This is a genomic window from Bradyrhizobium sp. USDA3516 (assembly GCF_057651995.1).
On sequence record NZ_JBYGYN010000005.1, the window covers coordinates 442,809 to 461,838 of the forward strand.

Sequence of the window (19,030 nt, forward strand, 5' to 3'; positions counted from 1 at the left end):
ATTCCCTCCCTCAAAGTTAACCCTGGTAACCACCGGATCATACTCCAACTGAGCGGCGGGAAAATGTGGAAAGTAGGGAACCATGCGGAGCGAACGCCTCGCGCATATGAGGACACCGGCAGCTTTCAGCGCCGTGACCGTACCTAGAAGCTGTCGACCGCGCGCTTCTGCGGATCGTGCCCTCGGCTGCATGAGACCCATCGGGGCCGGCGCCGAATAGGTTCCGTACGCACCGATTTGCCGTCGTCTTTTTCGCAGAACGTTAAGCATGTCGCATCTTGGCGACGCGCGAGGGCGTTGCAAAAACGTCTTGGACACCATCGGAACGCTAGCGTCGGCGGATTGCGCAACTTCCCGATGTCTCCGGGCCCAACGATGTCTGCCTCCGATTGTGTTGTGACAGAAATTCCGGACGTACTGTTGGGTGCGTTCGAACGCGCCGACGACGGCATCGTCATCGTCGATGGCGCGCATCGCATCACGCACTTCAACGCCGCAGCCGAGCGGATCTGGAAGCTCGCGCGCACTGACGTGCTCGGCCGCGATGCCGACATTCTCGGCCTCGATTGCCTTCAGGCCGGCGCCGGCGCTGATGTCCGCGAGGAGATCAGCCTCGTGCGCCGTGACGGCAGCCGCATCAAGGCGGCCGTCACGCTGACATCGGTGACCATCGATGGCGTGGTCCATCACATGGTGTTCGTGCGCGACGTCACTGCGGAAGCCGAGCGCCGCGTCAGGATCGGGTTGCTGAATGCCGTCTCGGACCAGACCAACCGGGCGGTGATCATTACCGACGTGGAGCAGAACATCGTCTACGTCAACTCGGCGTTCACGGCGCTGTTCGGCTATACCAACGCCGAGGCGGAGGGCCGTCGCGCTGGCGAGCTCGTCGCCGGCCGCCACACCGATCGCAAGGCCGTTGCCAGGCTCGCCAGGCGCCTGAAGCGCGGCGGCCCTCGCGGCGAGGCCGAGGTGCTCGTCTACGACCGGAACGGCGAGGAGATCTGGGTCTGCGCGCGGATCGATGCCTTTCGCGACGGCAAGGGCCGGGTCAAGCACATCTTCGCGCTGCTCGAGGACATCACCGAGACCAAGCAGCTGCGCTCGCTTCAGCAGCTCATCATGAGCGCGCTCGCCGACGAGGTGCCGATCGGCGAGATCGCCGACCGGCTGTGTCGCCGCGTCGAGGAGATCGCGCCCGACGTCGTCTGCTCGCTGCTTCACATCGACGCCGCCGGCCTGGTCCATCCGCTCGGTGGCCCCAGCCTGCCCGAGGACTATTCCCGCACGCTAGACGGCATTGCGATCGGTCCCAATGTCGGCTCCTGCGGCAGCGCGGCCTTCCATGGCGTGCCGGTTCTGGCCGAGGATCTCGATACCGACCCGCGCTGGCAGCCCTACAAGGCGATGCCGCTCGCGATCGGCCTGCGCGCCTGCTGGTCGACCCCGGTCAAGGCCAAGGATGGGCGCGTCATCGCCACCTTCGCCTTCTACTATCGCGAGCCGCGCGCGCCGAGCAACTGGCACCGGCGCATCGTCGAAGCTTGCGTCGATCTCGGCGCCTTCGCGATCGAGCGCAAGGAGGCGCGCGCCGAGATCGCGCGGCTTGCCTATCACGACATCCTCACCGGCCTGCCGAACCGCGCCCAGCTGCGGCACCTGATCACCACGGCGATCGACGCCTGCCCGACCGGCAGCCATGTCGCGCTGGCCTTCCTCGACGTCGATCATTTCAAGGACGTCAACGACACGCTGGGTCACGCCGCCGGCGACGAGCTCCTGGTCCAGCTCGCGCAGCGACTGCGCGAGCATATCGGCCCCGGCGACATGCTGGGGCGGCTCGGCGGCGACGAGTTCGTCATCCTGCTGCCGCAACGCAATGCCGAGGCTGCCGAGCGCGTCGCGGCCGGCATCTCCGAGGCGCTGGCGCGGCCGCTGCGGCTCGGATCGAAGCTGATGCCGATGTCCGCCAGCATCGGCATCAGCCTCTATCCCGATCACGCCACCGACATCGACACATTGATGCAGCAGGCGGACGCCGCCATGTACATGGCCAAGCAGGCCGGACGCTCGACGCATCGCATCTTCAGTGCCGAGATGAGCGTGCTCGCCGAGCAGCGGTTGGCGCTGGTCGCGGCGCTGCGCCGCGCCGTCGCGGAAGGCGCGCTGAGCCTCAGCTACCAGCCGCAGATCCGCAGCTGCGACGGCGCGATCCACGGCGTCGAGGCGCTCGCGCGCTGGCGCGATGCCGTGCTCGGCGACGTCTCGCCGGCAAAGTTCATCCCGCTCGCCGAGGAATGCGGGCTGATCGAGCAGATCGGCCTGTGGTCCGTGCGCGAGGCCTGCCGGCAGATGGCGAGCTGGCGCCGCGCCGGGCTCAACATCCCCTGCGTCTCGGTCAACCTGTCGCCGATCAATTTCCGCAACGTCACGCTGGCCGCGCGGCTCAAGGACATCCTGGCCGAGCACGATCTGCCGCCGGACGCGTTGATGCTGGAGATTACCGAAGGCGCGTTCATGCAGGACGGCGCCGCGGCGCTGGAGACGATGAACGCGATCCGCGAGCTCGGCGTCGGCCTCTCGGTGGACGATTTCGGCACCGGCTATTCCAGTCTCAGCCGGCTCGCGCATCTGCCGATCCGCGAGCTCAAGATCGACCGCAGCTTCATGCGCGACATCGAGCAGGACGCGGGCGCGCTCGCGATCGCCACCGCCGTGGTCCGCGTCGGTCAGGGCCTCGGCATGAGCGTGGTCGCCGAGGGCGTCGAGACCGAGGGGCAGCGCAGCACGCTGGCCGAGCTCGGCTGCGACATCGTCCAGGGCTTCCTCTACGCTCCCCCGTTGCCGCCGGTCGCCTTCGAGCGCTGGCTCATCGAGCATTGCGCCGAGCAGGCGAGGGCGATGTTGGGAAGGCTGGATGTTGCGAAGGCGCGACGTGAGACGGTGAAGCTGTCGGCGTAGCTGGCTTGAGCGATATTCGCTGCCGAGAGGAACGCATCTGCGTCCGGCGATTTGGTATTCGACGTCCGTTTGGTCTTCGACGTCCGCCGGAGAGACACCGCGCCATGTCGTGCTCGCAAACTGCGTTGGCCCGATGAAGGGACCGGAAAGCAGAGCAACCGCGCGAGCGGGAGGCTTTCGACCTTCGCAATCGCAGCTCGAGGCGATCACGGCATGGATCGCTCGTCAAAGCGACAAGCCCAGCCTGACCGAGGCGATTAGCCGCTTGCTGGAGTTGGGGCTGGCGTCGCACGCCGATCCGGATCGTCAGAAGAGGCGCGCACGTAAAATGGCCGCCGATGCGATCGATGGCTTGGGAGATACGGCTGCCACGGCGGCGGGCAGGGCAATCCGCAAGCGGGAACTGCTCGATGGACCCAAGGAGTTCGACCGGCTACGAATTGATCGGTCGATGCGCAACAAGCCAATCTGAGAACAGGCCGAGCACCAAGCGCGTCGACATCGGCCGGCGTGAAATCAGAGACATGGAGACGAAGCAATGAGACGGCATTCGCAATCACGCGCAGTGGCCGAGGCGAACAATCTCTTCAAGCAGGCCGCAGCGAAGCCCGCGACTGATTACGAGAAGGCGGAACAGGCTTTCCAGGCAAATCGGGAGCGGCTGAAGGCTGAACGGCTGGCCAGGGAGGCTGAACGACGAGGCCAGCCCGAGCCGACGCGTTAGTGTCGTAATTCTACGCGCGTCCTCGCTTGTTCTGGCTAGAGCATCGAAAGCACGACAATGCCGTCCTCGAGCTCGCCTGAGGCCAGGCGCGCCCGCGCCATGCGCTCGAACTCCGTACGATGCTTCTGTAGATAGCTGAAGGCCTGCTTCTGTGTGTTGAACGTCGTGGCAAGCCGGCACATCTGCCGATTTGCGCCGGACGCAAGGAAGAACGTGATAGTTCCGGGGTCTGGCTTGAGTTTAGGCACGATCTGTGCTCTCCGGCATGGGATCGGCACTTCAGCAGCGTTGCAGGCGACTATCGCAGCTTCCTCGAACGTTTCTTGAGCGCCGGCGCCGGCATCGCCAGCCGAAGAGCTTCATCGGCCGCTTCCTTCGCCTCGCGCGCCTCTCGGAGCCGCGCCATGTTCTTGCGAACCTCGATGCCTTGCCTTTCGACGTCTGCCAACGCCCGTGCGCCTTCTTCGGCGGCCAGGCGCTTGCGATCGGAACGCACGATGCTTTCGGGTGAAGGCTCTGCCGATTTCTTCGTGCTCATCGTCCACCCGGCTCCGCAAACGACTAAACCCGCTCAATCCTGGGATTGAGCGGGCAGAGCGACCGTTTCAGTACATCCGTGAAACGGCGCCACGATATCAAGCCAGCGAGAGATTCTCGGCGCTGACCTTACCGCGCATCTTGTCGGTCTTGACCTCGAAGTTGACCTGCTGGCCCTCTCCGAGACCGGCAAGCCCAGCTCTTTCAACGGCGCTGATGTGAACGAACACATCGTTGCCGCCGTCGTTTGGCTGGATGAAACCGAAGCCCTTTTGGCCGTTAAACCACTTGACCGTACCTGTCGTCATTGTCTTCTCCAAAGCGCGCGAGCGCATCCCGCACGACAATCGCGCGGTTATCTTCAACTTCGTCGATGTCTTTGGAAAAGGAGCCCGCAGGCGCATTCAACAAGGCACAGCGGCTAATCGAACGAGCGGAATATATATGATTTTCACGCATTTGCAAGGAGCAAAGCCAGTTTGTTTTCCGCGAAATGGTTCTTCTGTTCCGGTCGCGGCGCTTTGCGTGTGTCCGTCGATCTGCGAGCAAGGCGTTGTCGCAAGGCGTTATCGATTGACAGCGCAGCGCGACGGTGGTCACGTGACGCCACCAAGCTGCTCGCTGTGACAGGCAGATCGGCTCGTCCGAAGCCGCGACCAATATCGCGGCTCGCTATCCTCACACATCGCAATGAAGCTCCTGCGCAATTGGCTGCCCTGCAGGATCTATCGCATTCGCAGCCCGAGCCAGGAGGATCAATTTGCAGGTACTCGTCAGAGACAACAATGTCGAGCAGGCGCTGCGCGTTCTCAAGAAGAAGATGCAGCGCGAGGGTGTCTTCCGGGAAATGAAGCAGCGACGGTCCTACGAAAAGCCGTCGGAGAGAAAGACCCGCGAGAAGTCCGACGCCATTCGTCGCGCCCGCAAGCTCGCTCGCAAGCAGGCGATCAGGGAAGGATTGCTGCCCGCGCCGGCGAAGAAGAAGCCTTTCGAGCGCAAGCCGCCGCTGCCGGAGATCAAGGCAAGGCCGGATTAGCGACGATCCGCTGTGCTCAACGTGATGCGATCAGCATATCGGCGCGGGATGCGTCGCCCGCGGAAGGCACCCGTTAGGCCGAGGCTAGTCCCGTCCTCCGACGCAGATCCGTGATCGCCCGCAAAAAACTGTCGGCCGGCGTGGTCTCGGGATCGATCAGCCGGTGCAGGCGAAAGCCGTCTTCCAGCGCGAGCACGATTGACGCCATCCAGGGCGGGTTCAGATTGCTGCGTCCGTCGCTCTTCAACGTCGCCTCGATGATGTCGGCGACCAGCTTGCGTCGCGCGCGCAGGCGTTTGGCGAGCTCCGGGCGGCGCTTTTCGGCGCGCGCGACGAACAGGATCATCTCCATGTGGAGCAGGGGCGAGCGGCCGAGCGGATCCTGGCGGCTGCGATCCATCGTCTTCAGCGCCGCGATGAATTCGTCGAGATTGTCGTGCTGCGCCAGGATGTCCATGTTGCGCCGGATCGACTGCGCGACATGATCCTCGAGCATGGCGATGATCAGTTCGTCCTTGCTCTTGAAGTTCGAATAGAACGCGCCGCGGGTGAAGCCCGCCGCCGCCGCGATCGCCTCGATGCTGGCGCCGCCGATGCCGTCCGCCTCGAACACGCGTGCGGCCGCCTCGAACAGCGCCTCGCGCGTGTCGTCCCTGGTCGGCCTGGTTCGCACCCTTGACATCGGCGCAGCTTAGGGCAGAATGCAACTCGATACAATAATGTATCGAGTTGATAATCTTTGAGGGATGGTTACGCCGGGCGATGGGGCAGCCTTGCGTATGCGTGTCATGCGGCAACCGATCCGAGGTCACCATGAACGAGCAAGTGCAACCCGCTGGCGGACCGCTGTTCAACCCGCTCTCGCCGGATTTCATCCGCGATCCCTATCCGCACTATGAACGGCTGCGCAAGATCGATCCGATCCATGTGACGCCGTTCGGCCAGTTCGTCGCCAGCCGTCACGCCGAGGTCAGTCTCGTGCTGCGTGACAAGCGCTTCGGCAAGGATTTCGTCGAACGCACCACGCGCCGCTACGGCCCGGAGATCATGAAGGAGCCGGTGTTTCGCAGCATGAGCCAATGGATGCTGCAAGCCGATCCGCCGGACCACACGCGCCTGCGCGGCCTTGTCGTGAAGGCCTTCACCGCTCGCCGCGTCGAGGACATGCGGCCGCGGATCCAGGAGGTCGTCGACCAGGCGATCGATGCCGTGATCGAGCGCGGCCACATGGACCTGATCGAGGATTTCGCCTTCCGCCTGCCCGTCACCATCATCTGCGACATGCTCGGCATCCCCGAGGAGCATCGCGAGGTATTCTACAAGAGCTCGCGCGACGGCGGACGGCTGCTCGACCCGGTGCCGCTCTCGCCGGAGGAGATCAAACAGGGCAACGCCGCCAACCTGATGGCGCAAATGTATTTCCAGCAGCTGTTCGATCTGCGGCGCAAGACTCCCGGCGACGACCTCATCACCCAGCTGGTGCAGGCCGAGGAGGACGGCAACAAGCTCACCAACGAGGAGCTGACCGCCAACATCATCCTGCTGTTCGGCGCAGGGCACGAGACCACGGTCAACCTGATCGGCAACGGGCTGCTCGCGCTCCACCGCAACCCGGATCAGCTTGCGCTCCTGAAAACCAAACCGGAGCTGATGACGAACGCGGTCGAGGAATTCCTGCGCTATGATTCCTCGGTGCAGATGACCGGGCGCGTCGCGCTGGAGGATATCGAGGACCTCGGCGGCGTGAAGATTCCCAAGGGCGAGACCGTGCTGTGCCTGCTCGGCTCGGCCAACCGCGATGGGGCGGTCTACCCGGACAGGCCCGACCGGCTGGACGTCGCCCGGCCGAACGTCAAGCCGCTGTCGTTCGGCGGCGGCATCCATTTCTGCCTGGGGGCCCAATTGGCGCGGATCGAGGCCGAGATCGCCATCGCCACGCTGCTGCGGCGGCTGCCGGATCTGCGCATCGACGACATCGAGACCCCGGAATGGCGGCCGACCTTCGTGCTGCGCGGGCTGAAGCGGCTGCCGGCGAGCTGGTGAGGCGGCTTGCGCGTTAACCTCCGCGCGCAACAGTCGCTGTGACTTCGCCACACTTCCCCCTATATAAGGGGCTGTTCCGGCGCGCCTGAGGCCCTCAGCTTCGGCCCAGGCCGGTTTGGCCGAGGGGAGACCCGTGCAGACGACGCTGCTCGGATTGGCGATTGCCTTCATCATTGCGCTGCTGGCCGCGCTGATCGGGCCTTACTACATCGACTGGAACCAGTTCAGGCCCCAGTTCGAGGCGGAGGCCGGCAAGATCATCGGCGTGCCGGTGCGGGTGGCGGGCGAGCTCGATGCGCGGCTGTTGCCGGCGCCGACGCTGCGGCTGCGCGGCGTCACCTTCGGCGGCAACAACGATCTCGGCCGCCTGCGCGCCGACAAGCTCGATGTCGAGTTCAGCCTCGGCTCCCTGATGCGCGGCGAATGGCGCGCCACCGAGCTTTCGGTCGGCGGCATGGCGGTCGATCTTGGCCTGGACGCGCGCGGACGGGTCGATTTGCCCTCGACCGCGAGCGGCACCTTCAACCTGGCCTCCCTCGCCATCGAGCGGCTGAATCTCACCGGCCGCATCGCTCTGCACGATGCCGCCAGCCGCTCCACGCTGGAGCTGAACGACATCGCCTTCTCCGGCGACGTGCGCTCGCTCGCCGGCTCGGTGCGGGGCGACGGCAGCTTCAGCGCGCGCGGCGTGCGCTACCCATTCCGCGTCTCCTCCGGCCCCAGCGCCGACGGCAGCGCCACCCGTCTCCACCTCAACATCGATCCCGGCGAGCGCGCCATCCTCGCCGATCTCGAGGGCGTGCTCGCCTTCGACAACCGCCAGCCGAAATTCGAGGGTGCGCTGACGCTTGCCGTGCCCGGGCCTAAGAAGGCGGGCGAGGCGGGGCCGACGCCCTGGAAGCTCGCGACCAGGCTCAAGGCCGATCCGGCCGGCGCCAAATTCGAGCAGATCGATGCGAGCTTCGGCCCGGAGGATACCGCCTTGAAGCTCGGCGGCGTCGGCGACCTCAGGTTTGGCGCATCGCCCTTGCTGCGCGCGGTGCTGTCGGCGCGGCAGGTCGATGCCGACAGGCTGACCGCCAAGGACGATGCCGATCCGCAGCGCGTCCTGCCGGCGCTGCGCGCAGGGCTGGCGGCGATCCCGCAGGTGCCGATCCCGGCCCAGATCGAGTTCAATGCCGATCAGATCATGCTCGGCGGCCGTCCGCTCCAGAATATCGCGACCGAGCTTGCGACCGACGGCCGGTCCTGGACCTTCCGGCGGCTGGAGCTGCGCGCGCCCGGCATGACGCAGGTCTCGCTCAATGGCGCAGCTCCCGGCGCCGACAGTTTCAGCGGCCGGCTCAGCGTCGAATCTTCGGATCCCGACACGCTGGTGGCCTGGCTGCAGGGCCGCAGCGAGATCGCCCGCCGCAGCACGCGGCCGCTGCGCCTTTCCGGCGACGTCACCATCGCCGCCAATCATCTCGCCATCGACAGGCTGAAGGCCGACATCGACGGCGGCGCGGTCGAAGGCCGCATCGCCTTTGTGCAGACAGGTGCGAGCAAGGGCTCGCGGATCGATGCGGACTTCAGGGCCGACCGTCTCGACCTCGATGCCGCCGCGAGCTTCGTGCGCGCGCTGGCGGGGCCGCAAGGCGAATGGCCGGAAGAGGCAAAGCTCTCGCTCGATATCGGCCGCGCGATCTCCGCCGGACAGGAGCTGCGGCCGTTCGCAGCCAGGCTCGCCTACAGCCCGGCGTCGCTGTCGCTGGAGCAACTGCGCTTCGGTCAGGGCGCCGGCGTGACCTCGGAGGCGAGCGGCAGCTTCGACCGCGCCAGGACGACCGGCAAGCTCGCGCTGAAATCCTCGGCCAGTTCGCTGCGCGAGCTCACCGCGCTGGTCGAGCCGTTCGCGCCCGCGCTGCGCGCACGCCTCGATGCGCTGCCGTCCTTGCCCGGGGCGACCCGTCTCAAGCTCGATCTCAGCCTCGACAAGAACACCGAGCATGCCGATCGCAGCAATGCCCGCTTCGTGCTCGACCTCGACGCACCCCAGCTCAAGGCCACGGCGACCCTGGCCGCACAGACGCCGGCGGCCGCCATCGGCGGTATCGACGTCGAACGCCTGCGCAACAGCGACTTCACGCTGGACGCGAAAGTGGCGGCGCCGCAGGCCGGCGCGCTGTTGGCGCTGCTCGGGCTCGACCGCATCGTGGCGGCGGGCGAGGGCGCCTCGCAATTCGAGGGACGGTTGAGCGGAGCCTGGCGCCGGCCGGTGCAATTGAGCGTAAAGCTCGGCGGCGGCGGGCTCGATGCCGACGCGCAAGGCAGCCTCGAATGGTCGGAGCCCAAATCGCCCGAACCCACATCGTTCGAACCCAAATCGTCCGAACCGAAGGCGAGCGTGAACCTGCGCGTGCGCAACGCCAATCTGGCGCCGCTGCTCGGGACCAGCCCGGCCGACAAGTCGGCGCAGAACGTCAGCCTGTCCTCCCGCCTCACGCTATCAGGCAATCGCCTGACCTTCGGGGATCTCGACGGCAATGCCGCTGGCTCGCATCTGCGCGGCCATGTTTCGCTGACGCTCGATCAGGACAAGAGCATCGACGGCGAGGTCGGTCTCGACTCGCTCGATCTGGCGCCGGCGCTCGCAATCGCCGTCGGTGCAGCCGGTCGTGAGTCCGGCGAGCCGCTCAGCGCGGGATTGGTCAGCGGCTGGCGCGGCCGCATCGCCTTCCAGGCGTTGCGTGGAATGTTGCCCGGCGGCATCGAGCTGCGCCCCTTCGGCGGCACGATCCGGAGCGACGGCCAGTCGCTCGCGTTCGACGCGCTCAAGGGCGGCGTCGGCGGCGGCGACATGTCCGCAAGCCTGGACGCGCGCAATGGCGCGGGTGGTCTTGCGCTGAACGCGCGCATTGAGCTCAGCAATGTCGATGCGGCAGCGCTGCGCTATCGCGACCTCGCCCTGCCCAAGGGGCGCGCCTCGTTGCAGATGGCGCTGACCAGCCAGGGCCGCAGCGTCGCGGCCTTGACCGGTGCGCTCGCTGGCAACGGCACGGTGACGCTCGAATCCGCCGAAATCGCCGGCCTCAATCCGCGTGCATTCGAGATCGCCATCCGCGCCAGCGACGGCGGCCAGGTCAGCGACGACAACCGGCTGCGGCAGCTCGTCGAGCCCGTGCTGTCGGCGGGACGCATTGCGGTGCCCTCGGCGCAAATTCCGTTCACGATCCGCGACGGCCGTCTGCGCATCGGCGCGACGCCGCTGGAAGCAAAGAACGCCCGCGCCATCGTTTCCGGCGGCTACGACATTCCGGCGGACCAGGCCGACATCCGCGCTAGCCTGACGCCGATCATGACCGGGCTCTCCGGTGCCCCGCCCGAGATCCAGCTGTTTGCGGCAGGCCCGCCCGACAGGCTGAGCCGTACCATCGACCTCGCGCCGCTGTCGTCATGGCTTGCGGTGCGCACGATCGATCGCGAGACGCGGAGGCTCGATGCCATCGAGCGCGGCGAGCCGCCGCCAGCCACCGCTGCGCTGCCGACGCTGGTGTCTCCCGACGGCGGGCCCGAGCAGGCGCCGGCCAGCGTACCGGTGCCGGGCCAGGACCCGCGCCGCGCGCCGGCAAAGCCGAGGGTGGCGCCGACCCCGAAGGCTCCGCAAGCCGCTCCGGCCGCGCCGAGCCCGCAACTCCCGAGCCCTCAAGTCCCAAGCCCGCCGCTCGCCAGCCAGCAGCTCGCTCCGCTCCCGCCGCCGGTCGACGTGAAGCCTGCCCCGGGCCCGCCGCCGGCCAAACCCAGGCCGAAGCCGCCGCTGGTGCTGACGCCGCAGAATCCGTAGCGCGCTGTTGGTTTGCTCGGGCCAAGCTGCGGGCTCGCTCACCTCTCCCGCTTGCGGGAGAGGTCGCTACGCTCGCAGAGCGTGGCGGGTGAGGGCTTTCTCCTCCAGGGGCAAGTCCCGTTGCGGAGACACCCTCTCCCCAACCCTATCCCGCAGGCGGGAGAGGGAGCGCACCTCCTGCGCAGCATCTTCTGCCTCTTAATCCATTCCCTCGCATTTGAATGAATTTTCGTCGGCAAAACTGATTTGCCGACTTTACTGAATTCTCGCGTTTCATCTCTAGCGTGGGTCCCTGAGGAATTCGGCGTCGCGTCGCGAGCGGCGGGACGGCTCGTCAACGGGCTGCCAAGAACTGGGGTGATCGAGATGAACGGGGCGAAATCGCTTCTGCAGGATCTGGACGACGCGATCGCGCGCGGCACCGACGAAAGCCGGACGCGGGCATTGTGGCATGCGACCGACATCCTGATCACCGGCCGCTACAGCGACGACGAGATCAGCATGTTCGGCGAGGTGATCGGCCGGCTCGCCGACGAGATCGAGGTTGCAGCGCGCGCGCAGCTTTCCGAGGTGATGTCGGCCTGCGATCACGCCCCGCTCAACGTCATCGAAAGGCTCGCCCTCGACGACGAGATCGCGGTCGCCGGTCCCGTGCTGCGCGATTCCAACCGCATCGACGAGAAGATGCTGGTCGAGAGCGCCATGACCAAGGGCCAGGCGCATCTTTTGGCGATCTCGCAGCGCCAGTCGATCGGCGAAGCCGTGACCGACGTGCTGGTCAAGCGTGGCAACCAGGAGGTCGTGACCTCGGTCGCCAAGAACGACGGTGCACGCTTCTCCGGTTCGGGCCTCTTGCACATGGTCCGACGCGCCGAGGGCGATTCGATCCTTGCCGAGCAGCTCGGCCTGCGCAAGGACGTGCCGCGCCATATCTTCCAGCAGCTCATCGCAAAGGCCTCGGAAGACGTCCGCCGCCGCCTCGAGACCGAGCGGCCCGAGATGACGACACAGATCCAGAGCTCGGTGACCGAGGTCACGGGCGATCTCCAGTCCAAGTTCGGCCCGTCCTCGCGCAGCTATTTCGTCGCCAAGCGCGTGGTCACGACGCAGTATCGCCAGGGCAATCTCAATCAGGATTCGATCTCGAACTATGCCCGTCAGCACCGCTTCGACGAGGTGCAGATCGGCCTGTCGCTGCTGTCGGCACTGCCGGTCGATGTGATCGAGCGCGCGCTGATGGACCGCAACCGGGAGATGATCCTGGTGCTGTGCAAGGCACTCGACTTCTCCTGGGACACGACGATGTCGCTGCTGTTCCTCGGTGCCAAGGATCATCTGATCACGGCGCGCGACCTTCGCGACAACGAGCGCGAGTTCGGCCGGCTCAAGATCGAGACCTCGCGCAGCATTCTGAAGTTCTACCAGTCGCGCAAGACCGGCGCGGGTGCCGATGCGGGCCGTCAGCCCGAGCTACAAGTCCACTGACAGGTCCACTGAGGAGAGGGGGAGTACCCGTAATGTTGCCTCAATTCGGCACCGCCGTTCGCAAAAAGAATCTCGCCAATGCCGGCGCCACCGATCTCGGCGGCGCAGCTCCGGACAAGGCCTCGGTCGACGCCGCCTGGCTCGTGCTGGAAGCTGCCAACGACCTCGGCGACCACGCCGCGGTCGACGCCTGCCGCCGCGTCATCGACGCCGAGCTGAACGGCACGGTGGCCCGCAGCGCGGATGTCGATCTCGTGCTGGGGTATTTCCGGTAAGGTTCCTGAGACCGCGCGCAGACTGGCGCGCAGCGTATCCGGACGACTCTCAGCAGGAGTTGGAGCGTTTGGATGCTGCGGCGCGCTGCAAATCCGACTTCGCCATGGTCAAGGCCGCTGCGAGCTCGTCGATGTGATAGGGTTTGGCCAGAATGGCGATACCCGCGCTCTCCGCTTCATGGACGGAGGCTTCGGCGTATCCGCTGGTCAGCAATATCGGTATGTCGCTTCGTCGCTTCCTGATCTCGCGCGCGAGCTCGACCCCGTTCATGCCGCCCGGCATCATGATGTCGGAGAAGATCAGATCGATGGCACGGCCGTCCGCCAGGGCTCCAAGCGCTGCCGCGGCGCTGGAGGCGCGCGTGACTTCGTAGCCGAGCTGTCCGAGCATCTCGCTGACGAGCGCGGCAACTTCGTCATCGTCCTCCACCAGCAGGACCTGCCCCTGATTGCTCTTTTTCGGCCGTATCATGGTGAGGTCGATCAGGTGTCGCTCGCCGGACGGAACATCGAACGATCGCGGCAGGTACAATTCGATGCTGGTGCCCCGGCCGACCTGCGATTGAATTCGCACCTTGCCCCGAGACTGTGTCGCAAATCCATGGACCTGTGCGAGCCCAAGTCCCGACCCCTTGCCGACATCCTTGGTCGTGAAAAACGGCTCGAACACGCGCGATAGGATCTCCGGAGGCATGCCGACACCGGTGTCGATGACGGACAGTCGGACATAGTCGCCGGCGATCTCCCCGTCGTTCAGGCCGGGTAGATTTTCGCCGCGCACGATGATCGTGCCGCCGTTCGGCATGGCGTCGCGGGCGTTGACGGCGAGATTGAGAATGACGAGCTCGAGCTCTCCGGGATCGACCTCCACCGGCCAGAGCTGCTCCGGAAAATCGAACTCGACATGAACGTCGCCCCTCAGGCTGCGATCGAGCAGTTCACGCATGCCGCCGATTTGCGCGGCGACGTCGACGGGCTCCGGCCGGAGCTTCTGCCGACGGGAGAATGCCAGAAGTTGCTTGGTCAGGCTCGCCCCGCGCTGCGCCGCCTGGATCATGCCGTCCATCAAGCGGCGGCGCCGGGCCGGGTCGGCCTGGCGGTCGAGCATGTCGAGGCCGCCGGAAATCACCATCAGCAGATTGTTGAAGTCGTGGGCGACACCGCCGGTGAGCTGGCCGATGGCTTCGATCTTCTGGGCCTGGCGCAGCGTCTCCTCGACGCGCACACGCTCCTCCATCTCGAGGCGAAGCTGCTTGTTGGCTTCCTCCAGCGCTTTGGTCCGCTCGATCACCAGCTTCTCGAGCTGCTGCGCGGTCTGCTCGCGCGCCTCGAGCAGAGCCCGGATTTCAAACTGACGCCGCCGCGCCCTCATCGCGGATTGAACGGCGCTGGTCAACGTGATCGGCTGAACCGGCCGTTCGAGCAGCGAGACATTACGGAGAAGCTCGACGATGCTGCGTCGCCACGCAACGACGGCCGGTTGCTCGCGATGGCTGGTGAGGACGACAAAGGGGAGGTCGGACCATGGCGGTTGGCCCGCGATCCATTCGGCCAGCGGCCCCGTGTCCTTCCCGAACAATCCTTCCTCGGCGAGAAAGACGGTGCCCACGCCGGCTGTCATCTCGCAGACGAGTTCCGGCAAGCTTCGGCAATTGACCGCATCGAGATGGGAGTTGCGGAAGAGTTCAGCCGAGGCCGGTCCATCGCGTCCGATCGGGGCGAATACGAGAACGCGGCTATCCCGCTCCGCGCTCATTCGGCAAGTCCTTCCGGAAGTGTCGACCCGGTATAATGCGGGTTGCCGGAAAAGATGCCGCTGAACTCCTGGAGAGGCGGACCGAGCCTGATCCCCGTGCCGCCGAGCCGGAACTCGCGGATGCTGTGCTCGTGATTGCCGCTGCGCTTCTTGACGACGGAGAGCGCGCGCCGCACCGTTCCGCCGAACTCGAAATAGCGCAGCATCACCACCGCATCGCTCAAATAGCTGATATCGAGCGGCGTATCCATCGGGCCGACGAGCCCATGCTGAGCGAGGATCAGGATGGTGAGGACGCCCTGCTGTGCCAGATAGCTGAGGAGTTCATGCATCTGCAGGATGAGGAAACGTTCGTCCGGCATTGCGTTCAGATAGCCGTTCAGGCTGTCGATGACGACAAGGCGGGCATTGTCGATCTCGACGCTTCGACGGAGCGTCGCCGCGAACTCGCCTGGCGACAATTCGGCAGGATCGACCTGTTGAAACCGGATTCCCCCGGTACTGAGATGTTTCTCCAGAGGCAAACCGAGCGTCCGGGCACGTGCTTCCACCGTTCCGCGGCCTTCATCGAATGCGAAGAACACTGCGTGCTCGCCGCGCTCCGCAGCCGCGAGGGCATAGGTCAGCGCAACCGACGACTTACCGACACCGGCTGATCCAAGCAGAAGCGCGTTGGTGCCGCGCTCCAACCCGCCTCCGAGCAGCTGATCGAGCTCGGCGTTACCGCTGGTCACGAATTCGCCGGGAAACGTCTTGTGGTGCTCGGCCGCGACCAGACGGGGGAAAATGCGCAAGCCTCCTTGCGCAATCGTGAAATCGTGGTAGCCGCCGCGAAAGCGGATGCCGCGCATCTTGATCACGCGAAGCCGGCGCCGCTCGGCCCCGTAGTCGATCGCGAGCTGCTCCAGCATGACGACGCCATGCGCGATCGAATGCAGCTGCAGGTCGTCCTGAGACGATGAGAGATCGTCGAGGAGGACCACGGTGCAGTTACGGTTGGTGAAGAAGTGCTTCAAGGCCAGCACTTGCCGTCTGTAGCGCAGCGGGTTCTGGGCCAAGAGACGCAATTCGGACAGGCTGTCGAGCACCACCCGGTTGGGATTGATCCGTTCGACTTCCTTGAAGATCAGGCCCGTGGTCTCGCTCAGCTCCATCTCGGCGGGATGAAAAACCGTCAGCTCCCGCTCGGGATCGAGCGTCGTTTCCGGCGGCACCAGCTCGAAGATGTCGACGCCGTCCAGCGACCAGCCGTGGCGCCGCGCGACCAGGGTGAGCTCGCGCTTGGTTTCGGACAACGAAATGTAGAGGACGCGTTCGCCGTCCCGCACCCCGCGGAGCAGAAACTGGAGCGCAATCGTGGTCTTGCCGGTGCCGGGTCGTCCCTCATAGAGATACATCCGGTTGGGGTCCAAGCCACCGCCGAGGATGTCGTCCAGCCCCTCGCTGCCGGTCGAAACTCTCGGCATATCCTTGTCGCTGCCTGGGGCAGCCGCGGATTGACCGGTCATGAACCCCCCTTACGCGTATCTTCCGAAAGCTGCGCTCCAAGCGCACGCCGGGAGCCTGATTGGCTCAAAAAGATCCGTCTAAGGAACTCTTGTGCCGGGCTTGAGTTCCCGTCCGGAAATGCTCCCTTCGTTGCCGATCGGTAGCGGGGGCGCCGTCATTAATCGAACAGGCGAACTGACGTATCCTCGCCTCCGTAGGAAGACTGGGCCGACTACTGGATGGTGTCGGTTCAAAAATGAACACAAGCGCGAGCCCACTGAGCCCCGGTCCGTTGCGGCATTCACCGCCTGATGCGGTAGATCACGACGTCCTCGCCGTGCCGGTTCGTGCTGCGCTCGAGCAGATAGTTCGATTTTTCCAGCACGCGGCGGGATGCGCCGTTCCCGACATAGACGATGCCGATGAGGGACGGCAGCGTAAGCCTTGACAGTCCGATGTCCGTCAGCGCGGTCGCGATCTCGCTGGCAAATCCCTGGCCCCAGAATTCGCGCTTGAAGGCGTAGGCGATCTCGATCTCGTCGACATCGTCCACGTCGATGTGCCTGATGCCCGCCCGTCCGGCGAAGGCCCCGTCCTTCGTTCGCAGCGTCCAGAGTCCGAAGCCGTGCTAGTCCCAATGGGCCATGTTGGTCGCGAGATAGGCCTTCGTGACCTCGGGCGTCCGCACCCCGCCGAGAAAACGGGAGACCTCGGCGTCGCGATGTAGCGCGACGAGGTCGGCGAGGTGGTCCTCGCACAATCGCTCGGCGGTCAGGCGGTCGGTGGTGAAATGGTCCACGGCAACAGATCGCCGCTTCCGAGGCGCGTCGTCGTTCATGGTGCTATCGCTGCGGGCTGATCATGGCATCTTGCCCCTGTTTTGCCCGACGGGTCAACGCGACGCCCGGATGTTTCTTGCCTTGCGCGTAACCCATTGATTTCACGACCCCCGTCTACTGTGCATGGGGTTGTTTTCGATTTTTTGTTTTGGAAGGGGCTAGCCCGCCCCCAGCGCGACCGCGAGATTGTACGTCACGAGGCTCGCCGCATAGGCCAGCACCAGCATGTAGGCGAAGGTGGCCCCCATCCAGGCCCAGCTGCCGGTCTCGCGCCGGATCACGGCGAGCGTGGAGGCGCATTGCGGGGCGAAGATGTACCAGGCCAGCATCGACAGCGCGGTCGCGAGCGACCATTTCGTCGCCAGCACCTGGCCGATCTGCTCGACCGCTTCGTTGCCGCCCTCGATCGCATAGACGGTGCCGAGCGCCGCGACCGCGACCTCGCGCGCCGCCATGCCCGGGATCAGCGCCACCGCGATCTGCCAGTTGAAGCCGACGGGGGCGAGCAGGGGCTCGAGCGCCTTGCCGATCATCGCCGCCAGGCTGAACTCGATAGCCGGCCCGGTCGCGCCCGCGGGCGGTTGCGGGAACGAGGCCAGGAACCAGATCAGCACCATCATCGAGAAGATCGTGGTGCCGGCGCGCTGCAAGAACATCTTGGCGCGGGTGTAGATGCCGATCACGATGGATCTCAGCCGCGGCATCTTGTAATCCGGCAGCTCCAACATGAACGGCGCCGGCGCAAAGTCGCGCAGCATGAAGAACTTGATCAGGAACGAGACGACGAGCGCGCTGACGATGCCGGCGGCATAGAGGCCGAACATCACGAGGCCCTGCAGATTGATGAAGCCCCAGACGTCCTTGGCCGGGATGAACGCGGAGATGATCAGCGTATAGACCGGAATGCGCGCCGAGCAGGTCATCAGCGGCGCGATCAGGATCGTGGTCAGCCGGTCGCGCTTGTTGTCGATGACGCGCGTCGCCATGATGCCGGGAATGGCGCAGGCAAAGCTCGACAGCAGCGGAATGAAGGCGCGCCCGTGCAGCCCGGCGCCGCCCATGATGCGGTCCATCAGGAATGCCGCGCGCGCCATGTAGCCGAAATCTTCCAGCAGCAGGATGAACAGGAAGATGAGGATGATCTGAGGCAGGAACACGATGACGCTGCCGACGCCGGAGATCACGCCGTTCTGCAGGAAGCTTTGCAGGAGGCCCTCGGGCAGGGTGGCCTGCACCAGCTCGCCGAGCGAGTCGAAGCCGGACTTCAAGAGCTCCATCGCCGGCTGCGCCCAGGCGAACACCGCCTGGAACATCACGAACAGGATCAGCGCGAGCACGATCAGTCCGCCCACCGGATGCAGCACGATCGCGTCGATCCGTGCGGTCCAGGTGTCGGGGCGAGCAGGCAGGCTGACGCAGTCGGCGATGATGCGGTCGGCCTCGCGTTGGGTGGCGCGCAGCTCGGAGACGCCGAGCGCGCGCCAGCTGTTCTCCACCGGCTCGGCGGCGAGCCTTTCGGAAATCTCGTCGGTCAGCTTGAGGAGGTCGGCCGTGCCGCCCTTGCGCACCGCGATCGAGGTGACCACGGGCACGCCGAGCTCCTTGGCGAGCCGCTCGACGTCGACAGTGATGCCGCGGCGGCTTGCGATGTCGAACATGTTGAGCACGAGGATCATCGGCCGCCCGGTGCGCTTCAGCTCCAGCAGCAGGCGGATGGTCAGGCGCAGATTGGTGGAATCGGCGACGCACAGCACGAGATCGGGCAGGGTCTCGCCGGAGGCCTTGCCGAGCACGAAGTCGCGGGTGATCTCCTCGTCCGGGCTGCGGCCGCGCAGCGAATAGGTGCCGGGCAGGTCGACCACGGAGACCTGGCGGCCGAGCGGGGTGACGAAGAAGCCTTCCTTGCGCTCGACCGTGACGCCGGGATAGTTCGCGACCTTCTGCCGGCTGCCGGTCAGTGCGTTGAACAGCGAGGTCTTGCCGCTGTTGGGGGTGCCGACCAGGGCGAGATGCAGCAGCGGTGCTTCCATGGGATCAAGGGCCTGCGGGCAAGATTCCGGTCG

The 19,030-nt window shown here is 65.7% G+C and carries 16 protein-coding genes and 1 pseudogene; 9 read left to right on the forward strand and 8 right to left on the reverse strand.

Annotation, left to right across the window (positions count from 1 at the left end):
• Nucleotides 1-375: 375 nt before the first annotated feature.
• From AC24YW_RS19070 to AC24YW_RS19080, 3 genes are all read left to right on the forward strand, one after another.
• A complete protein-coding gene (locus AC24YW_RS19070; protein ID WP_487484152.1) occupies nt 376-2,961 on the forward strand; it encodes an EAL domain-containing protein in 2,586 nt (861 codons plus the stop codon).
• 133 nt (nt 2,962-3,094) lie between these two features.
• Entirely contained in the window at nt 3,095-3,433 is a 339-nt protein-coding gene (locus AC24YW_RS19075; protein WP_487484153.1) for a hypothetical protein, read from the forward strand.
• A 66-nt stretch (nt 3,434-3,499) separates the two neighbouring features.
• Nucleotides 3,500-3,685 (forward strand): hypothetical protein, encoded by a 186-nt coding sequence (locus tag AC24YW_RS19080; RefSeq protein WP_487484154.1) that lies wholly within the window; start codon nt 3,500-3,502, stop codon nt 3,683-3,685.
• Nucleotides 3,686-3,720: 35 nt separating this feature from the next.
• Here the strand turns inward: AC24YW_RS19080 and AC24YW_RS19085 are convergent, their stop codons facing one another.
• The 3 genes from AC24YW_RS19085 to AC24YW_RS19095 all read right to left on the reverse strand — a co-directional run bounded on the left by AC24YW_RS19085 (nt 3,721) and on the right by AC24YW_RS19095 (nt 4,530).
• The gene (locus AC24YW_RS19085; RefSeq protein WP_487484155.1) at nt 3,721-3,933 is read right to left on the reverse strand and encodes a hypothetical protein; all 213 of its coding nucleotides are present in this window, start codon (nt 3,931-3,933) and stop codon (nt 3,721-3,723) included.
• A 50-nt stretch (nt 3,934-3,983) separates the two neighbouring features.
• Complete coding sequence (locus AC24YW_RS19090; protein WP_487484156.1) at nt 3,984-4,223, reverse strand: transcriptional regulator; 240 nt, start codon at nt 4,221-4,223, stop codon at nt 3,984-3,986.
• 97 nt (nt 4,224-4,320) lie between these two features.
• Nucleotides 4,321-4,530: a cold-shock protein gene (locus AC24YW_RS19095; RefSeq protein WP_028138021.1), complete on the reverse strand. Its 210-nt coding sequence runs from the start codon at nt 4,528-4,530 to the stop codon at nt 4,321-4,323.
• Between AC24YW_RS19095 and AC24YW_RS19100 the strand changes: the two genes are divergently transcribed.
• Entirely contained in the window at nt 4,511-4,849 is a 339-nt protein-coding gene (locus tag AC24YW_RS19100) for a hypothetical protein (protein WP_487484157.1), read from the forward strand. The two genes, AC24YW_RS19095 and AC24YW_RS19100, sit on opposite strands and share 20 nt — an antisense overlap.
• Before the next feature lie 133 nt (nt 4,850-4,982).
• On the forward strand, nt 4,983-5,258 hold the full coding sequence (gene rpsU / locus AC24YW_RS19105) for a 30S ribosomal protein S21 (protein WP_487484158.1): 276 nt from the start codon (nt 4,983-4,985) through the stop codon (nt 5,256-5,258).
• A 73-nt stretch (nt 5,259-5,331) separates the two neighbouring features.
• On the opposite strand, the gene AC24YW_RS19110 is transcribed toward rpsU, so the two are convergent.
• Nucleotides 5,332-5,940: a TetR/AcrR family transcriptional regulator gene (locus AC24YW_RS19110; RefSeq protein ID WP_487484159.1), complete on the reverse strand. Its 609-nt coding sequence runs from the start codon at nt 5,938-5,940 to the stop codon at nt 5,332-5,334.
• A gap of 131 nt (nt 5,941-6,071) precedes the next feature.
• Between AC24YW_RS19110 and AC24YW_RS19115 the strand changes: the two genes are divergently transcribed.
• From AC24YW_RS19115 to AC24YW_RS19130, 4 genes are all read left to right on the forward strand, one after another.
• On the forward strand, nt 6,072-7,301 hold the full coding sequence (locus AC24YW_RS19115; protein ID WP_487484160.1) for a cytochrome P450: 1,230 nt from the start codon (nt 6,072-6,074) through the stop codon (nt 7,299-7,301).
• A 133-nt stretch (nt 7,302-7,434) separates the two neighbouring features.
• The gene (locus tag AC24YW_RS19120; RefSeq protein ID WP_487484161.1) at nt 7,435-11,124 is read left to right on the forward strand and encodes an AsmA family protein; all 3,690 of its coding nucleotides are present in this window, start codon (nt 7,435-7,437) and stop codon (nt 11,122-11,124) included.
• Between the two features lie 366 nt (nt 11,125-11,490).
• Nucleotides 11,491-12,609, forward strand: a complete 1,119-nt coding sequence (locus tag AC24YW_RS19125) for a DUF2336 domain-containing protein (RefSeq protein WP_487484162.1) — start codon at nt 11,491-11,493, stop codon at nt 12,607-12,609.
• A gap of 32 nt (nt 12,610-12,641) precedes the next feature.
• The gene (locus AC24YW_RS19130) at nt 12,642-12,884 is read left to right on the forward strand and encodes a hypothetical protein (RefSeq protein ID WP_487484163.1); all 243 of its coding nucleotides are present in this window, start codon (nt 12,642-12,644) and stop codon (nt 12,882-12,884) included.
• A 49-nt stretch (nt 12,885-12,933) separates the two neighbouring features.
• On the opposite strand, the gene AC24YW_RS19135 is transcribed toward AC24YW_RS19130, so the two are convergent.
• The 4 genes and pseudogenes from AC24YW_RS19135 to feoB form a co-directional block, all read right to left on the reverse strand.
• Nucleotides 12,934-14,640: an ATP-binding protein gene (locus AC24YW_RS19135; protein WP_487484164.1), complete on the reverse strand. Its 1,707-nt coding sequence runs from the start codon at nt 14,638-14,640 to the stop codon at nt 12,934-12,936.
• Complete coding sequence (locus tag AC24YW_RS19140; RefSeq protein WP_487484165.1) at nt 14,637-16,148, reverse strand: ATPase domain-containing protein; 1,512 nt, start codon at nt 16,146-16,148, stop codon at nt 14,637-14,639. Before AC24YW_RS19140 ends, AC24YW_RS19135 begins: the two co-directional genes overlap by 4 nt.
• 281 nt (nt 16,149-16,429) lie before the next feature.
• Nucleotides 16,430-16,927: pseudogene (locus AC24YW_RS19145) on the reverse strand (GNAT family N-acetyltransferase).
• A 198-nt stretch (nt 16,928-17,125) separates the two neighbouring features.
• Nucleotides 17,126-18,997 (reverse strand): ferrous iron transporter B, encoded by a 1,872-nt coding sequence (gene feoB / locus AC24YW_RS19150; RefSeq protein ID WP_487484166.1) that lies wholly within the window; start codon nt 18,995-18,997, stop codon nt 17,126-17,128.
• Nucleotides 18,998-19,030: the final 33 nt, after the last annotated feature.